Origin of the sequence: Methylobacterium sp. C25 (genome assembly GCF_021352225.1) — a bacterium.
Lineage (GTDB): Bacteria > Pseudomonadota > Alphaproteobacteria > Rhizobiales > Beijerinckiaceae > Methylobacterium.
In genome coordinates this window covers 41,040-56,443 of sequence record NZ_JAAUVI010000008.1, presented here as the reverse complement: position 1 = coordinate 56,443, position 15,404 = coordinate 41,040, and the positions used below count along the sequence as shown (strand labels likewise).

Sequence of the window (15,404 nt, the reverse complement as noted above, 5' to 3'; positions counted from 1 at the left end):
TTTCGGGAGATCCCGCTGGGATCAGGCTGCGGCTTCGGCCTCGCTGAGCGAAGACCCGGTGCCGGCTTCCGCCTCAGCAATGGTCTTCAGGATCTGCGAGGCGATCTGGTAGGGGTCGCCTTGGCTGTTGGGGCGGCGGTCTTCCAGGTAGCCCTTGTAGTCGTTCTTCACGAAGGAGTGTGGCACGCGGATCGAAGCGCCGCGGTCGGCCACGCCGTAGGAGAACTTGTTCCACGGCGCGGTCTCGTGCTTGCCGGTCAGACGCTTGTCGTTGTCCGGGCCGTAGACGGCGATGTGGTCCATCAGGTTCTTGTCGAAAGCCGCCATCAGCTTCTCGAAATACGGCTTGCCACCCGTGGTGCGCATGTACTCGGTCGAGAAGTTGGCGTGCATGCCCGAGCCATTCCAGTCGGTATCGCCGAGCGGCTTGCAGTGATACTCGACGTCGATCTCGTACTTCTCGCAGAGGCGCTGCAGGAGGTAGCGGGCCATCCACATCTCGTCGGCCGCCCGCTTGGAGCCCTTGCCGAAGATCTGGAATTCCCACTGGCCCTTGGCGACCTCGGCGTTGATGCCCTCGTGGTTGATGCCGGCCTCGAGGCAGAGGTCGAGATGCTCGTCGACGATCTTGCGCGCGACCGAACCGACGGCCGAGAAGCCGGCGCCGCAGTAATACGGACCCTGCGGCGGCGGGTAGCCCTGGGCCGGGAAGCCGAGCGGACGACCGTCCTTGTAGAAGAAGTATTCCTGCTCGAAGCCGAACCATGCACCCTCGTCGTCGAGGATGGTCGCGCGCTTGTTGCTCACGTGCGGGGTGACGCCATCCGGCATCATGACTTCGCAGAGCACCAGAACGCCGTCCTTGCGGGCCGGGTCGGGGAAATGACGGATCGGCTTCAGCATGCAGTCGGAGCTGCCGCCTTCAGCCTGCTTGGTCGATGAGCCGTCGAAGCCCCAGATCGGGAGCTGCTCGAGCGTCGGGAAGCTGTCGAAAGCCTTGATCTGCGTTTTGCCGCGCAGGTTCGGCACCGGCTCATAGCCGTCGAGCCATATGTACTCGAGCTTGTATTTCGTCATCCCTGATCTCTCGTTCGCCGATTTTGCTCGGTCTGAGGACGCCCGGCGGTGCCGGACTGTCTACGGCCGCCCGAGCGCTTGCATTTCGTGTGCCAGCCGCGAGCGCCTCCAGGCTGCCCTGGTTGGCGCGCGAACGGGCATCCGATGCCCGAAGAAAGCGCGGCCGTATAGCCATTGCCCGCGCCCTGAGAACGGATTGCCCCGGGAATTGCCTGAAAAAGCGGCAAATTCCCCTGCATGGCCGTCTGGCAACGGATGCGATCGGGGGATATCAGTGCGCCCGGCCAACGTGCGCGACGGGAGGGCGCACGACACCTGGGGCCGTCGGGCACACGCCCGACGATCTATCGATCGTCTGCCTCGTCGCCATGAGCAGGCCCGGTGAGATCGGCCATCCGCCGCGATCCCGGACACTCCGTCGAACGAGGCGATCACGCTCCCTTGCCTACGCTCCCTTCCCGAGGAGAACGCCGACGATGAAGAACGCAGCCGAAGTCCTGAAGGCGATAAAGGACAACGACGTCAGATACGTCGACCTTCGCTTCACCGATCCGCGGGGCAAGTGGCAGCACGTCACTTTCGACGTCTCGCTCGTCGACGAGGAGCTGTTCTCCGAAGGCACGATGTTCGACGGCTCCTCAATCGCCGGCTGGAAGGCGATCAACGAGTCGGACATGCTGCTGATGCCGGATCCGGTCACCGCCACCATGGATCCGTTCTTCTCCGCCTCGACGATGTCGATCGTCTGCGACGTGCTCGAGCCGTCGACCGGCGCGCCCTACTCGCGTGATCCGCGCTCGACCGCCAAGCTCGCCGAGGCTTACCTGAAGTCGACCGGCATCGGCGACACGATCTTCGTCGGCCCCGAGGCCGAGTTCTTCGTGTTCGACGACGTCAAGTTCGGCGCCGATCCCTACCGCACCGGCTTCGAGCTCGATTCGACCGAACTGCCGTCGAACGGCTTCACCGATTACGAGGGCGGCAACCTCGGCCACCGCATCCAGACCAAGGGCGGCTACTTCCCGGTTCCCCCGCAGGATTCGGCGCAGGACATGCGCGGCGAGATGCTGGCCGCCATGCAGTCCATGGGCGTGAAGGTCGAGAAGCACCACCACGAGGTGGCCTCGGCTCAGCACGAGCTCGGCATGAAGTTCGACACGCTGACGCTGCTCGCCGACCACATGCAGGTCTACAAGTACTGCATCCACAACGTGGCGCAGAGCTACGGCAAGTCGGCGACCTTCATGCCGAAGCCCGTCTACGGCGACAACGGCTCGGGCATGCACGTGCACCAGTCGATCTGGAAGGGCGGCAAGCCGCTCTTCGCGGGCAACAAGTACGCCGACCTCTCGCAGGAGTGCCTCTGGTACATCGGCGGCATCATCAAGCACGCCAAGGCGCTCAACGCCTTCACTAACCCGTCGACCAACTCCTACAAGCGCCTGGTGCCGGGCTACGAGGCTCCCGTGCTGCTCGCCTACTCGGCGCGCAACCGCTCGGCCTCCTGCCGTATCCCGTGGACGACGAACCCGAAGGCCAAGCGCGTCGAGGTCCGCTTCCCCGATCCGATGGCGAATCCCTACCTCGCCTTCTCGGCGCTGCTGATGGCCGGCCTCGACGGCATCATGAACAAGATCGATCCGGGTCCGGCCATGGACAAGGATCTCTACGACCTGCCGCCGAAGGAGCTGAAGAAGATCCCGACGGTGTGCGGCTCGCTCCGCGAGGCCCTGCAGAGCCTCGACAAGGACCGTGCCTTCCTCAAGCAGGGCGGCGTGTTCTCGGACGACCAGATCGACTCGTTCATCGAGCTGAAGATGACCGAGGTGCTGCGCTACGAGATGACCCCGCACCCGATCGAGTTCGTTCAATACTACTCGCTCTGAGCGATCGACGACGTCAGGACGAAGAGGGGGGCCGGAGCGATCCGGCCCCTTTCTTATTTGCGATGCCGGCTGCCGTTGATGTGAACTGCGTTCATTCGCCAGTACCGAAACGTTAGGACTTGGCTGATTGTGATGGCCCGACCGGCGATTTCTCGCGACCGGCTCGGCGCTCATGATCCGATTGACCTTCCTGTCGCGGTTATTCGCGGTTCCGCATTCCGATGCGGCCTTGGCGGCCGCTCAGGTTCGCGCCCTCTCGCGCCAAGTCCCGCTGCTTCTGATCACCTTGTCCGTGAACGCCGTCGCGGTGGCCTACACGCATTACGGCATTGCACCCCATGGCCTCACGATTCCGCCGCTCGTCGCCATGCTCGGGCTCGCTGCGGCGCGAATCTTCGTCTGGGTGAGGACCCTGCATCGGCCTCTCGAGGGCGAGGCAGCGTTCAGGCGCTTGCGGGGAACGCACCTGTTCGGCTCGGCGCTCGGCGCGGGGTTCTCGCTCTGGGCCGTGCTGCTGACCCGCTACGGCGACGTCGCCAGCCAGATGCAGGTGCTGTTCTTCCTGACCATCACCATGATCGTCTGCCTGACCTGCCTGCTGCATCTCAGCTCGGCTGCGACGACGGTCGGCATCGCCGCTCTGCCCCTGACGCTCTACTTCATCAGCACTGGAGAGGTGCTGCTCGTCGTGACGGCGCTGAACTTCGCCGGCGTCATCAGCGCGATGATCTTCCTGCAGAAAATGGGTTACGGCGATTTCTGCCGGCTGACCGCGCTGATCGCCGAGAACCACGATCTCGCACATACCGACCCGCTCACCGGCCTGCCGAACCGCCGCTCCTTCTTCGCCAGGCTCGACCAGACGATCGCCGAGGCGGGCACTGCCGGCACGACCTTCGCGGTCGGCCTGGTCGATCTCGACGGCTTCAAGCCGGTCAACGACAGCTTCGGCCATGCCGCTGGCGACGAGGTTCTGATCGAGGTCGGCACGCGTCTCGCGGCGATCCTCACAGGGAAGGGCTGGGCCGCGCGGCTCGGCGGCGACGAGTTCGGGATCATCGTCGAGGGAACACAGGACCCCGACGCGATCGGACGGGAGATCTGCGCGTCGCTGCGCCGGCCTTACGCGCTCCGTGAGGTGACTGCACAGATCGGCGCGTCGGTCGGGTTCGCTCGCTTTCCCGATGCCGCTTCCTCCTCGGAGATGCTGGTCGAGCGTGCCGACCATGCGCTCTACCACGCAAAGGAAGTCAGCCGGGGCACGGCGATCTGCTTTGCCCTGGAGCACGAGGCGCAGCTGCGCAGCCACGCCGTGATCGAGCAGGCCCTGCGCAGCGCGGATCTCGAAACCGAATTCAGCCTCGTCTACCAGCCGATCATGGATGTCGTGGAGCAGCGCGTCGACGCCTACGAGGCGCTCGCCCGCTGGACCAGCCCGACCATCGGACAGGTATCGCCGGGCGACTTCATCGTCGTCGCTGAGCGAAGCGGCCTGATCCGCGACGTGACGCGGGCGCTGCTGCGAAAAGCGCTCGCCGACATGGCCGCGTGGCCCGTGGAGATGAGCCTGTCGTTCAATCTCTCGGCGCACGACATCGCATCGAGCGCCTGCCGGGCGGATATCAAGAACATCGTTCGGGAGAGCGGCGTCGCGCCGGATCGGATCATGTTCGAACTGACCGAGACCGGCCTGATGCGCGACCTCGTCGACGCACGTGATGCGCTCACCGAGCTGAAGGCGCTCGGGGTCCACATCGCCCTCGACGATTTCGGTACCGGCTATTCGAGCCTGAGCTACGTGCACAAGCTGCCGATCACCAGGCTGAAGATCGACCGCAGCTTCGTGACCGGCATCTGCGAGGACCAAGCCTCGCTCAACATCATCCGCGCCATCATCGATCTGGCGCGCAATCTCGGCTTCTCCTGCGTCGTCGAGGGTGTCGAAACTGCTGATCAGATGCTTCTGCTGCGCTCGGCCGGCTGCCGGTTCATGCAGGGCTACCTGTTCCAGAAACCGCTGCCGCATGAGGAGATCGAGGCGCTGTCCGGCGTCGGAGCCGAGACCGTACCGCAGAGTCAGGGGGATCAGCAGCGCAGCGTCGCGTAACGAGGCGGGATGTACGGGGGCTCCTGGCCCGTCATTCCCGAAGGCGGCGCCCTATATCGAGCCTGCCGATCGCTCCGGAGGCAGCATGTCCCTCGTCGTCCCCGTCATCCTCGGTTCCGTCCGTTCGGACCGCCAAGGCATTCGTGCCGCCCGATTCCTGATCAGCCAGCTCACGGCGCGCGGTCACGACGCGCCGCTCGTCGATCCCGCGGAGCTCAACCTCCCGCTGCTCGACAAGATGTACAAGGAACATCCCAAGGGGCAGGCGCCGAAGGTTCTCGAAGACCTCGCGACGTTGCTTCGCCGCGCCGACGCCTTCGTGGTGGTGTCGGGCGAGTACAATCACTCGATCCCGCCGGCCCTGTCGAACACGCTCGATCACTTCCTCGAGGAGTATTTCTGGCGGCCTTCGGGAATCGTCTGCTACTCGGCCGGCCAGTTCGGCGGCGTGCGCGCCGCGATGCAGTTGCGGGCCATGCTGGCGGAACTCGGCACGCCGAGCATCCCCTCGCTTCTGCCGATCCCACGCATCCACAAGGCCTTGAGCGAGGACGGTCAGCCGTCCGAGGAGTGGCTCGGCAAGGCCGCGGGCAAGTTCCTGGACGAACTCACCTGGTACGCCGAGGCGCTGAAGGCCAAGCGCGCCGACGGCACGCCCTATTGATCCCCTGCCCCCTCGGAGACGGGCGTTGCCCCGGGGGCTTGCCGGGGCCATGTTCGGGACAACCGCCGGTTCGTCCGGCCCCGTCCGATCGAGCGCCGGCGCCGTGAGCCCGGCGCAGCGAGCCTTCCTTCTTGACCAGACGCACCAAACCCGCACCGGCTGCCGGCGCCCTGCCCTCGCGCGAAACCATCCTCGCCTTCATCGCGGACTCGACCGAGAAGATCGGCAAGCGCGAGATCGCCAAGGCCTTCGACATCAAGGGCGCCGATCGCATCGGCCTGAAGGCCCTTCTCAAGGAGATCGAGGAAGACGGCGCGATCGAGCGCGGCCGTGGCGGCTTCGCGAAGGCCGGCCGGCTGCCGCCCGTCGTGTTGGCCGACATCTTTTCGCGGGATCGCGACGGTGAACTCGTCGCCCGGCCGGCGCAGTGGGACGGCGAGGGCGAGACGCCGCGCATCACCCTCCAGATGCCGCGGGCCGGCCGCAAGTCGAACCGCCCTGCCCCGGGTCTCGGCGACCGGGCGCTGATCCGGGTCGAGCCGGAGGCCGGATCGGCGACGCGCTACACCGGCCGTGTCATCAAGGTGATCGGCAAGAACAAGGCCGAGGTGATCGGCGTCTACCGTGCCGGACGCGAGGGTGGCCGCCTGATCCCGGTGGAGAAGCGCTCCCAGGGCCGCGAGATCGAGATCCCGCCCGGCGAGGAGGGCGAGGCACGCGACGGCGATCTTGTCAGCGTCTCCGTCGAGCGCGAGACCCGCTTCGGCCTGCCGCGGGGCCGCGTGCGTGACCGTCTCGGCTCGCTCGGCTCCGAGAAGGCGGTGAGCCTGATCGCGCTGCATCTCCACAACATCCCGCACGTCTTCGCCAAGGAGACGCAGGCAGAGGCCGATGCGGTGAAGGAGGTCGGTCTCAAGGGCCGCGAGGATTGGCGCGATCAGCCGCTGCTGACCATCGACCCGCCGGACGCCAAGGACCACGACGACGCCGTGATGGCGGAGCCCGATCCGGATCCGAAGAACGAGGGTGGCTTCATCGTCACCGTCGCCATCGCGGATGTGGCCGCCTATGTCCGGCCGGGCTCGGCGCTGGACCGCGAGGCGCTCTTACGCGGCAACTCGGTCTACTTCCCGGACCGGGTCGTGCCGATGCTGCCCGAGCGGATCTCGAACGATCTCTGCTCGCTCCGCGAGGACGAGGATCGCCCGGCACTAGCCGTGCGCATGGTGATCGATGCCGGCGGCGTGAAGCGACGGCACAGCTTCCATCGCGTGATGATGCGCTCACGCGCCAAGCTCGCCTACGCGCAGGCCCAGGCCGCCATCGAGGGGCGGCCGGACGACAAGACCGCGCCCTTGCTGGAGCCCGTCCTGCGCCCACTTTACGCGGCCTACGAGGCGATGAAGGCCGCCCGCGACGCCAGGGGCCCTCTCGCCCTCGACCTGCCCGAGAGGAAGGTGCTGCTGAAGCCCGACGGCGCGGTCGACCGGGTCATCGTGCCGGAGCGGCTGGAGGCGCACCGGCTGATCGAAGAGTTCATGATCCAGGCCAACGTCGCCGCCGCAGAAACGCTGGAGGCGGCGAAGTCCCCGCTGATCTACCGCGTGCATGACGAGCCAGCGCTCGAAAAGATGCGGGCGCTCGGCGAGGTGCTCGCCTCGATCGGCATCAAGCTGCCGAAGGACGGCGTGCTCAAGCCCGCCCTGTTCAACCGCATCCTGCTCTCGGTGGCCGAGACCGAGCATTCGATCTTCATCAACGAGGTGATCCTGCGCTCGCAGGCGCAAGCCGTCTATTCGAGCCAGAATCTCGGGCATTTCGGGCTGAACCTGCGCCGCTACGCGCATTTCACCTCGCCGATCCGGCGCTATGCCGACCTGATCGTGCACCGCGCCCTGATTTCGGCCGGGAAGCTCGGCTCGGACGGCCTGCCCTCCGACACGACCGTCGGCATGCTCGAGGCCATCGGCGAGCAGATCTCCGGCGCCGAGCGCCGCGCCATGGCGGCCGAGCGCGAGACCATCGACCGGCTGATCGCGCACCACCTGGCCGATCGCGTCGGCGCGACGTTCACGGGACGAATCTCCGGCGTGACCCGCGCAGGCCTGTTCGTGAAGCTCGACGACACCGGAGCCGACGGCTTCGTGCCGGCCGCCACCATCGGGGCGGATTTCTATCGTCACGACGAGACCCGGCATGCGCTCGTCGGCGACCGCACCGGCGAGACCTTCCGCCTCGGCGACAATGTCGAGGTGAAACTCGTCGAGGCCGCGGCCGTGGCAGGGGCGCTCCGCTTCGAGATCCTATCCGAGGGCCGCTCCGGCTCCGGCCGGAAGGGACCCGGCGGTCGGCCGAAATTCCACAAGGCCAAGTCGAAGACGACGAGCTATGGGCCGCCGAAATCGACCTCCAAGCGCGGGAAGCCGGCTACTGCCGGCCGCAACACCGACCGGCGCCACCGCGGCTCGCGCGGCTGAGACGTGTGGTGTAGGACGGCGCCATGCCGATCGAGACGACCCACGCTATCGATCCGAACCCCGCGGAGCCGGCCGGAGCCCCCGTCGTCGCACGCACGCGGCTGATCCCGGCCATGCTGCTCGGCTTCGTCTGCCGCTGTCCGCATTGCGGCGAGGGCAAGATGTTCGGCCGCTTCCTCAAGGTGCGGCCACATTGCGAGGCCTGCGGGATGCAGCTCGACGGGCATCGGGCCGACGACTTCCCGCCCTACATCGTGATCTTCCTGGTCGGGCACATCGTCGGCTACCTGATCCTCACCTTCGAGATGGGCTACGACGTGCCGCTTTGGGTCTCGGTGACGCTGTGGCCCGGGCTGACGCTCGGGCTGGCGGCGGCGCTCCTGCAACCCGTCAAGGGCGCCGTGATCGGGCTGCAATACGCGACGCGGATGCACGGCTTCGGCACGTCGCCACCCCCGAGGCCCGGAGCCGAGGAGACCCGCGTTGGATCAGGCCACCCTGCCCCCTCCGCCGATGCCGGACGCGTCTGAGCGGCCGAGCCGCGCGGCGCCGGCACTCAGGCCGCGCGATGCCGCGACGCTCATCCTCGTCGACCGTTCGAGAAAGAAGCCCCGCGTGCTGATGGGCAAGCGGCATGGCGGCTTGGTCTTTCTCGCCGGCAAGTACGTGTTCCCCGGCGGCCGGGTCGAGGCGGTCGACCGGCGCATGACGGTGGCCGGCGCCCTGCCCCAGCGCAGCGAGGATGCGCTCGCCGCGCGTGTCGCCGGCCGGTCGGCGATGCTTGGCCGCAGCCTGGCGCTCGCCGCGATCCGCGAGACCTACGAGGAGACGGGCCTCGTTGTCGGTACCCGCGAATACGGGCCACCGGAATCGACGCCGGACGGCCCCTGGGGCGTGTTCGCCGAGGAAGGCGTGATGCCGGATCTCGAGGCCCTGCACCTGCTCGCCCGCGCCATCACGCCCCCGAAGCGCCCGCGCCGCTACGACACCCGCTTCTTCGTCGCCGACCGTAAGGCGGTGGCAGCCGAGCGCGCCGGTATCGTCGGTCCCGATGCGGAGCTGACCGAGATCGCGTGGGTCGCTATCGACGATGCGCGAGGGCTCGACCTGCCGCGCATCACCCGCGCCGTGCTCGACGATCTCGAAGAAGCTGCCCGGCTCGACTTCAAGCCATTCCGGCCGATCCCGTTCTACTTCGACCGCCACGGGAAGCATGTACGCGAGCTATTGTGACCGCCTCACCGCTCTCCATCATTCCGGGGCTGCGGAGCGAAACCCGGAATCCAGAAGCGCAGGCGCTTATCCTGGCTCCGTCGGCGGCTCTGGATTCCGGGTTCTCGCATTCTGCGAGCCACGGAATGACGGCGCGTTGGGGATAATGCCGTTGAGGACCGAGAACGCATGACCGACGCCGATCTCCGCGATCTCGGCCTGTGCCCGCAGCGCCTGGAGCGTGTCGACGCCTGGATGCGATGCTACGTCGATGAGGGGAAGCTCGCTGGCCTCTCGGTGAGCCTGCTGCGCCGCGGCCAGACGGCCTTCTTCCGCGCGCACGGCAAGGCCGACATCGCCCGCGACCGCCCGTTCGGCCCCGACACCATCGCCCGCATCTACTCGATGACCAAGCCGCTGACCTCTGTGGCGGTGATGATGCTTTACGAGGAGGGCCGGTTTCAGCTCGACGACCCGCTGAGCCGATACCTGCCGGAATTCGCCGAGATGCGCGTCGCGGTCGGTGGAAACCGGGTGAAGCTCGACACCGTGCCGGCCCAGCGCCAGATCACGATCCGCGACCTGCTCACCCACACCTCCGGCCTGACCTATGGCTTCATGGAGGCCACTTTGGTCGACGCGCTCTACCGGGTCGCCGGCATCGACTTCCAGACCTCGGACCATTCGCTGGCCGACCTCGTCGAGCGCGTGGCGCGCCAGCCCTTGCTTGCCGAGCCGGGTGCCGAGTGGAACTACTCCGTCTCCACGGACGTGCTCGGCCACCTGGTCGCCGTGCTCTCCGGCATGGAGTTTTCGGATTATCTGCGTGAGCGCGTGCTGAAGCCGCTCGGCATGAACGACACCGACTTCTTCGTGCCCGACGACAAGCGCGAGCGCTTCGCGGCCAACTACGTCTTCGACCGAACGGGCAGGCTCAAGATCTACGACGATGCCGAGGGCAGCCGCTTCCTCAAGCCCCCGCCGGTGGCCTCGGGGGGCGGCGGCCTCGTCGGCACGGCGGCCGACTATCTGCGCTTCTGCCGCTTCATCCTGAACAAGGGCGAACTCGACGGCGTGCGGCTGCTCGGCCGAAAGACGGTCGAGCTGATGACCACCAACCACCTGAACGGCGACATGGCGGCGATGGGCCAGCCGCGCTTCTCGGAATCCTCCTACACGGGCATCGGCTTCGGACTCGGTTTTTCCGTGATGCTCGATCCGGCCCGCGCGCAGATCATCGGCACACCGGGCGAGGTGGCCTGGGGCGGGCTCGCCAGCACCTCGTTCTGGATCGACCCGGCCGAGGATCTCGCCGTGGTGCTGTTCGCGCAGCTCATCCCCTCCTCCGCCCTGCCCGTCCGGCGTGAATTGCGGGTGCTGACCTATTCCGCGCTGGTGGACTGAAAGCCCTGCTTCGGCGCTATATCTGAGAAGGAATAGCGGGCTCGTCCGCGGCTTCTCTCGGCGATCCCATGCTCGTGCGGCACCTCTCCTTCTTCGTGACGCTGGCGCGGGAGCAGCACTTTGCGCGGGCCGCCGATGCCTGCAACGTCACGCAATCGACGCTCTCGGCGGCGCTCCGCAAGCTGGAGGAGGACCTCCAGGTCCCCCTGGTAGTGCGCAACCAGCGTTTCGTCGGGCTGACCGTCGAGGGTGAGCATCTGCTCGCCTGGGCCCGGCAGATCCTCGCCGATTATGACGGCCTGCGCGACGATCTTTCCGGCCTGCGTGCGGGCCTCAGCGGCACGCTGCGACTCGGCGTCGTCCCGGCCGCGATGGGCGCCGTGGGCGCACTGTCGACGCTGTTCCGCAAGGCGCATCCGGAGGCGCTGATCGAGATCCGCTCGCTGTCCTCGCGCGACATCCAGAAGGGGCTCGACGATTTCGAGCTCGAAGCCGGCCTGACCTATCTGGAGAACGAGCCGCTGGAGCGCGTCCGCCGCGTGCCGCTCTATCACGAGCGCTACATCCTGGCGATGCGCGCCGACCATCCGCTCGCCGCCCGCGAGACCGTGACCTGGGCCGAGGCGGTCACCCAGACGCTCTGCCTGCTCAGCCCCGACATGCAGAACCGGCGCATCCTCGACAATCTCGCGGAGAGCCTGGCGCTCAAGCTGCGCCCGGCGGTGGTCAGCAACTCCTTCCTCGGGATCTGCGCCCATCTGCGCGCCGGAGGCTTCGCGGCGATCGTGCCCCACGGCTTCAGGCAATTGTTTGGCGGAACTGATGACCTCGCCATGCGCGATCTGGTCGAGCCGGCGCACCGGCAGGCGGTCGGGCTCGTCCTCTCGGACCGGGAGCCGCTGCCGCCGATGGCCTCCGCGCTGCTGCGCGTGGTGCTGCGCGCCGATTTCGGAGCGGATGGTCACACGGGTTCGGCCGCCGAACTGTTCGGATCGTCCTGCCTCTGACTGACCCCGACGGACGGGCTGGTGGGAGCCGTCTGATCGATGCGGTCGATCAGACGATGCAAGTTTTTCGTTTGATGACCGTCAAAGGATTTCTCAGTCTACATCCGCTCGGACCGTCGGATCGCAGTCAAGACGATCAGTAGTGGGGTCTCGAGTGGGGAAACGCTCAGTATCATTGGAATATTTCCAATCGGATTCATTCCGTTCGTTCGGCTGGGCGACGTCCCCTTTGTTGTCGCACAAAGGGATTCCACATGGCCAAGATCGTCCTCGTCCTCTACGACAACCCGGTTGACGGGTACCCGAAGACCTATGCTCGCGACGATCTGCCGAAGATCGAGCGCTATTCCGACGGCCAGACGCTGCCGACCCCGAAGGCGATCGACTTCCAGCCCGGCACCCTGCTCGGCAGCGTCTCCGGCGAACTCGGCCTGCGCAAGTACCTGGAAAGCCTCGGCCACGAGCTGGTCGTGACCTCGTCCAAGGAAGGCTCCGATTCCGTACTCGACCAGCACCTGCACGACGCCGAGATCGTGATCTCGCAGCCGTTCTGGCCGGCCTACATGACCGCCGAGCGGATCGAGAAAGCCAAGAATCTCAAGATCATCGTCACCGCCGGCATTGGCTCCGACCACACCGATCTCGATGCGGCGATCAAGCACGACATCACCGTTGCCGAGGTGACCTTCTGCAACTCGATCAGTGTCGCCGAGCACGTGGTGATGATGATCCTCGGCCTCGTGCGCAACTACATCCCCTCCTACCAGTGGGTGATGAAGGGTGGCTGGAACATCGCCGATTGCGTCGCGCGTTCCTACGACATCGAGGGCATGCATGTCGGCACGGTGGCCGCCGGCCGCATCGGCCTCGCGGTGCTCAAGCGCCTCAAGCCCTTCGACATGCACCTGCACTACACCGACCGTCACCGGCTGCCGGAATCTGTCGAGCGAGAGCTCGGCCTGACCTGGCATGCGAGCCGCGAGGAGATGTACGGCGTCTGTGACGTCGTCACGCTGAACTGCCCGCTCCACCCCGAGACGGAGCACATGATCAATGACGAGACGCTCAAGCTGTTCAAGCGGGGCGCCTACCTCGTGAACACAGCCCGCGGAAAGCTTGCCGACCGCGACGCCATCGTCCGCGCTCTCGAGAGCGGCCAGCTCGCGGGCTATGCCGGCGACGTCTGGTTCCCGCAGCCGGCCCCGGAGGACCATCCGTGGCGGAAGATGCCGCATCACGGCATGACCCCGCACATCTCAGGCACGTCGCTCTCGGCCCAGGCCCGCTACGCGGCCGGCACCCGCGAGATCCTGGAGTGCTACTTCGAGAAGCGGCCGATCCGGAACGAGTACCTCATCGTCGAGGGCGGCAAGCTCGCCGGCGTGGGCGCTCACTCCTACAGCGTGAAGAAGTAAGGCGACCGGCGCCTCGATCTCCCCATGCATCCGACGGGCGGCGGCCGAGCGCCGCTGCCCGTTCCGCTGTCCGAAATCAGTCGTTCGCGACTGGAGATGAGATCGACAGCCCATGAACAGCCAGATGTCCGCGCGGACAGCCCGCGAGGCCGAAGCCGGTCCCTTCGAATTCAGGAAGATCGTACTCGGCGCGCTGCCCGCCGTGCTCGCGGGACTCGGCGGTTTTCTCGTCATCTACCTGCTCTCCGAGGCGACGATCCGGTTCGACGTGTCGTTGCTCATCGCACCCTTCGGGGCGAGTTGCGTCCTGGTCTTCGGCCTGCCTCAGAGCCCGCTCGCCCAGCCGCGCAACGTCATCGGCGGCCATCTGATCTCGTCGGCCATCGGCCTTGCGAGCCTCACCCTGCTCGGGCCAACGCCCCTGGCCTTCGGGATCGGGGTCGGCATCGCGATTGCCGCGATGCTCCTGAGTCGCACCACGCATCCGCCGGCCGGTGCCGACCCGATCGTCGTGATCCTGGCCGGTGCATCCTGGCCATTCCTGCTGATGCCGGTCCTGCTCGGTGCCGTGGTGATCGTCGCGGCCGGGATGATCCATCATCGGCTGGTGACCAGGGCCGCCTATCCCGCCGCTCAGGGCGAATAGGATCGCCCTCGCACTGACGGCCGGGGCTGCGACCTGGTGCCCCTCGGGCCCGCGCTTCTTGCCAAGATTGCCACCTTCTATGCTGCAAGAGATCCCCGAGGCGGCGCGTCGCAGGCCGATGCCGAAACGTAACCTGCGCGCCGTCCGTACGAATGGGGAGACGATACGTCCTCCATTCGGGAGCAGCGCCCATGAACCGCCGCCAGACTCTTTTCGCCGGAGCCTCGCTCGCCAGCCTGTTCGCCGGGCTGAGCGCCTCGAAACCCGCCCTCGCCTTCGCCGTCGAGAAGAGCGACGAGGAATGGCGCAAGCAGCTCGATCCGGCCGCCTATAACGTTCTGCGCAAGCAGGGCACCGAGCGCGCAGGCACCAGCCCGCTCGACCACGAGAAGCGCGCCGGCACCTTCTCCTGCGCCGGCTGCGACCAGAAGCTGTTTGCCTCGCAGACCAAGTTCGACAGCGGCACGGGCTGGCCGAGCTTCTACCAGCCGCTGGCCGGCGCCGTCGGCGAGAGCAGCGACCGCGCCTACGGCATGACCCGCACCGAGGTGCATTGCAGCCGCTGCGGCGGCCATCTCGGCCACGTCTTCGACGACGGCCCGCGCCCGACCGGCCTGCGCTACTGCATGAACGGCGTGGCGATGACCTTCCAGGCGGCCTGAGCCGTCTCGTCCCTCATTTCCCAGGAGATCCCGATGATCGTCTCCAAGTTCCTGCGATCCGCCGCCCTCGGCTGGACCCTCGCCATCGGCGCGACGGGCGGCCTGCTCGCCACGGTCTCGCTGCCGCATGGCATGGCCTATGCGGAAGAGGCCGGCCAGCGCCTGCCCGATGCCGCGATGAAGTCCAGCGAGGCCCCCGGAAAGCTGCAGACCGCGACGCTGGCCGGCGGCTGCTTCTGGGGTATCCAGGGCGTCTTCCAGCACGTGAAGGGCGTGAAGCAGGCCGTCTCCGGATATGCCGGCGGCAGCCGCGAGACCGCCAACTATAATACGGTCGGGCGCGGCCGCTCCGGCCATGCCGAGTCGGTGAAGATCACCTACGATCCGTCGCAGGTCCGCTACGACCAGCTCCTGCAGATCTTCTTCTCCGTGGCGCTCGACCCGACTGAGGTGAACCGCCAGGGGCCGGATAGCGGCACGCAGTACCGCTCCGCGATCTTCCCGGCCGATGCCGACCAGGCCAAGGTCGCCAAGGCCTACATCGCCCAACTCGATGCGGCCAAGGCGTTCTCGCGGCCGATCGCCACCAAGATCGAGCCCGGCGCGACCTTCTACGCGGCCGAGGACTACCACCAGGACTACATGGCCCTGAACCCGGATGCCGGATACATCGTCGTCAACGATGCCCCGAAGCTGCGCGCGTTCCAGCAGCTCTTTCCGGAGCGCAACAGTGCCGAGCCGGCCCTCGTCAACAAGCCGAAGGCCTGACCCGAGACCCGGCTCTGCCGTGGACGGAGGCCCGTCCCGGCGCAATCAGGCTTTGCCCCGCCCGCCGTTTTCGACGATG

13 protein-coding genes are annotated in these 15,404 nt (G+C 66.9%); 12 read left to right on the top strand and 1 reads right to left on the bottom strand.

Annotated elements, in window-relative coordinates:
* Positions 1–21: 21 nt before the first annotated feature.
* Positions 22–1,077, bottom strand: coding sequence for a glutamine synthetase beta-grasp domain-containing protein (locus HCU64_RS18090; RefSeq protein WP_233385568.1), 1,056 nt, complete (start codon positions 1,075–1,077; stop codon positions 22–24).
* Positions 1,078–1,553: 476 nt separating this feature from the next.
* On the opposite strand from HCU64_RS18090, the gene glnA reads away from it, so the two are divergent.
* The 12 genes from glnA (at position 1,554) to msrA (ending at position 15,325) form a co-directional block, all read left to right on the top strand.
* The gene (gene glnA / locus HCU64_RS18085; protein WP_233385566.1) at positions 1,554–2,963 is read left to right on the top strand and encodes a type I glutamate--ammonia ligase; all 1,410 of its coding nucleotides are present in this window, start codon (positions 1,554–1,556) and stop codon (positions 2,961–2,963) included.
* Positions 2,964–3,135: 172 nt separating this feature from the next.
* Positions 3,136–5,070 carry a putative bifunctional diguanylate cyclase/phosphodiesterase gene (locus HCU64_RS18080; protein ID WP_233385565.1) on the top strand — a complete coding sequence of 645 codons (1,935 nt, stop codon included), beginning with the start codon at positions 3,136–3,138 and terminating at the stop codon, positions 5,068–5,070.
* An 85-nt stretch (positions 5,071–5,155) separates the two neighbouring features.
* On the top strand, positions 5,156–5,734 hold the full coding sequence (locus tag HCU64_RS18075) for an NADPH-dependent FMN reductase (RefSeq protein WP_233385564.1): 579 nt from the start codon (positions 5,156–5,158) through the stop codon (positions 5,732–5,734).
* Between the two features lie 131 nt (positions 5,735–5,865).
* Positions 5,866–8,211 (top strand): ribonuclease R, encoded by a 2,346-nt coding sequence (gene rnr, locus HCU64_RS18070; protein WP_233385563.1) that lies wholly within the window; start codon positions 5,866–5,868, stop codon positions 8,209–8,211.
* A gap of 47 nt (positions 8,212–8,258) precedes the next feature.
* Complete coding sequence (locus HCU64_RS18065) at positions 8,259–8,741, top strand: DUF983 domain-containing protein (RefSeq protein ID WP_233385709.1); 483 nt, start codon at positions 8,259–8,261, stop codon at positions 8,739–8,741.
* Positions 8,725–9,444: an NUDIX hydrolase gene (locus HCU64_RS18060; RefSeq protein ID WP_233385708.1), complete on the top strand. Its 720-nt coding sequence runs from the start codon at positions 8,725–8,727 to the stop codon at positions 9,442–9,444. The genes HCU64_RS18065 and HCU64_RS18060 overlap by 17 nt, the downstream gene beginning before the upstream one ends.
* Before the next feature lie 168 nt (positions 9,445–9,612).
* Entirely contained in the window at positions 9,613–10,827 is a 1,215-nt protein-coding gene (locus tag HCU64_RS18055) for a serine hydrolase domain-containing protein (protein ID WP_233385562.1), read from the top strand.
* Positions 10,828–10,895: 68 nt separating this feature from the next.
* Complete coding sequence (locus tag HCU64_RS18050) at positions 10,896–11,834, top strand: LysR family transcriptional regulator (RefSeq protein ID WP_233385561.1); 939 nt, start codon at positions 10,896–10,898, stop codon at positions 11,832–11,834.
* A 254-nt stretch (positions 11,835–12,088) separates the two neighbouring features.
* Positions 12,089–13,249: an NAD-dependent formate dehydrogenase gene (locus HCU64_RS18045; RefSeq protein WP_233385560.1), complete on the top strand. Its 1,161-nt coding sequence runs from the start codon at positions 12,089–12,091 to the stop codon at positions 13,247–13,249.
* A gap of 124 nt (positions 13,250–13,373) precedes the next feature.
* Positions 13,374–13,895 carry an HPP family protein gene (locus tag HCU64_RS18040; protein ID WP_233385559.1) on the top strand — a complete coding sequence of 174 codons (522 nt, stop codon included), beginning with the start codon at positions 13,374–13,376 and terminating at the stop codon, positions 13,893–13,895.
* A gap of 191 nt (positions 13,896–14,086) precedes the next feature.
* On the top strand, positions 14,087–14,557 hold the full coding sequence (gene msrB, locus HCU64_RS18035) for a peptide-methionine (R)-S-oxide reductase MsrB (protein WP_233385558.1): 471 nt from the start codon (positions 14,087–14,089) through the stop codon (positions 14,555–14,557).
* Between the two features lie 33 nt (positions 14,558–14,590).
* Positions 14,591–15,325 carry a peptide-methionine (S)-S-oxide reductase MsrA gene (msrA, locus tag HCU64_RS18030; RefSeq protein ID WP_233385557.1) on the top strand — a complete coding sequence of 245 codons (735 nt, stop codon included), beginning with the start codon at positions 14,591–14,593 and terminating at the stop codon, positions 15,323–15,325.
* The last annotated feature ends 79 nt before the right edge of the window (positions 15,326–15,404 follow it).

Excerpts from the sequence above, each read along its gene's own strand:
- glnA (WP_233385566.1), top strand. The coding sequence starts at position 1,554 with ATGAAGAACGCAGCCGAAGTCCTGAAGGCGATAAAGGACAACGACGTC.
- HCU64_RS18090 (WP_233385568.1), bottom strand. The coding sequence starts at position 1,077 with ATGACGAAATACAAGCTCGAGTACATATGGCTCGACGGCTATGAGCCG.
- msrA (WP_233385557.1), top strand. The coding sequence starts at position 14,591 with ATGATCGTCTCCAAGTTCCTGCGATCCGCCGCCCTCGGCTGGACCCTC.
- HCU64_RS18075 (WP_233385564.1), top strand. The coding sequence starts at position 5,156 with ATGTCCCTCGTCGTCCCCGTCATCCTCGGTTCCGTCCGTTCGGACCGC.
- HCU64_RS18060 (WP_233385708.1), top strand. The coding sequence starts at position 8,725 with ATGCCGGACGCGTCTGAGCGGCCGAGCCGCGCGGCGCCGGCACTCAGG.
- HCU64_RS18055 (WP_233385562.1), top strand. The coding sequence starts at position 9,613 with ATGACCGACGCCGATCTCCGCGATCTCGGCCTGTGCCCGCAGCGCCTG.
- HCU64_RS18040 (WP_233385559.1), top strand. The coding sequence starts at position 13,374 with ATGTCCGCGCGGACAGCCCGCGAGGCCGAAGCCGGTCCCTTCGAATTC.
- HCU64_RS18045 (WP_233385560.1), top strand. The coding sequence starts at position 12,089 with ATGGCCAAGATCGTCCTCGTCCTCTACGACAACCCGGTTGACGGGTAC.
- HCU64_RS18080 (WP_233385565.1), top strand. The coding sequence starts at position 3,136 with ATGATCCGATTGACCTTCCTGTCGCGGTTATTCGCGGTTCCGCATTCC.
- msrB (WP_233385558.1), top strand. The coding sequence starts at position 14,087 with ATGAACCGCCGCCAGACTCTTTTCGCCGGAGCCTCGCTCGCCAGCCTG.
- HCU64_RS18050 (WP_233385561.1), top strand. The coding sequence starts at position 10,896 with ATGCTCGTGCGGCACCTCTCCTTCTTCGTGACGCTGGCGCGGGAGCAG.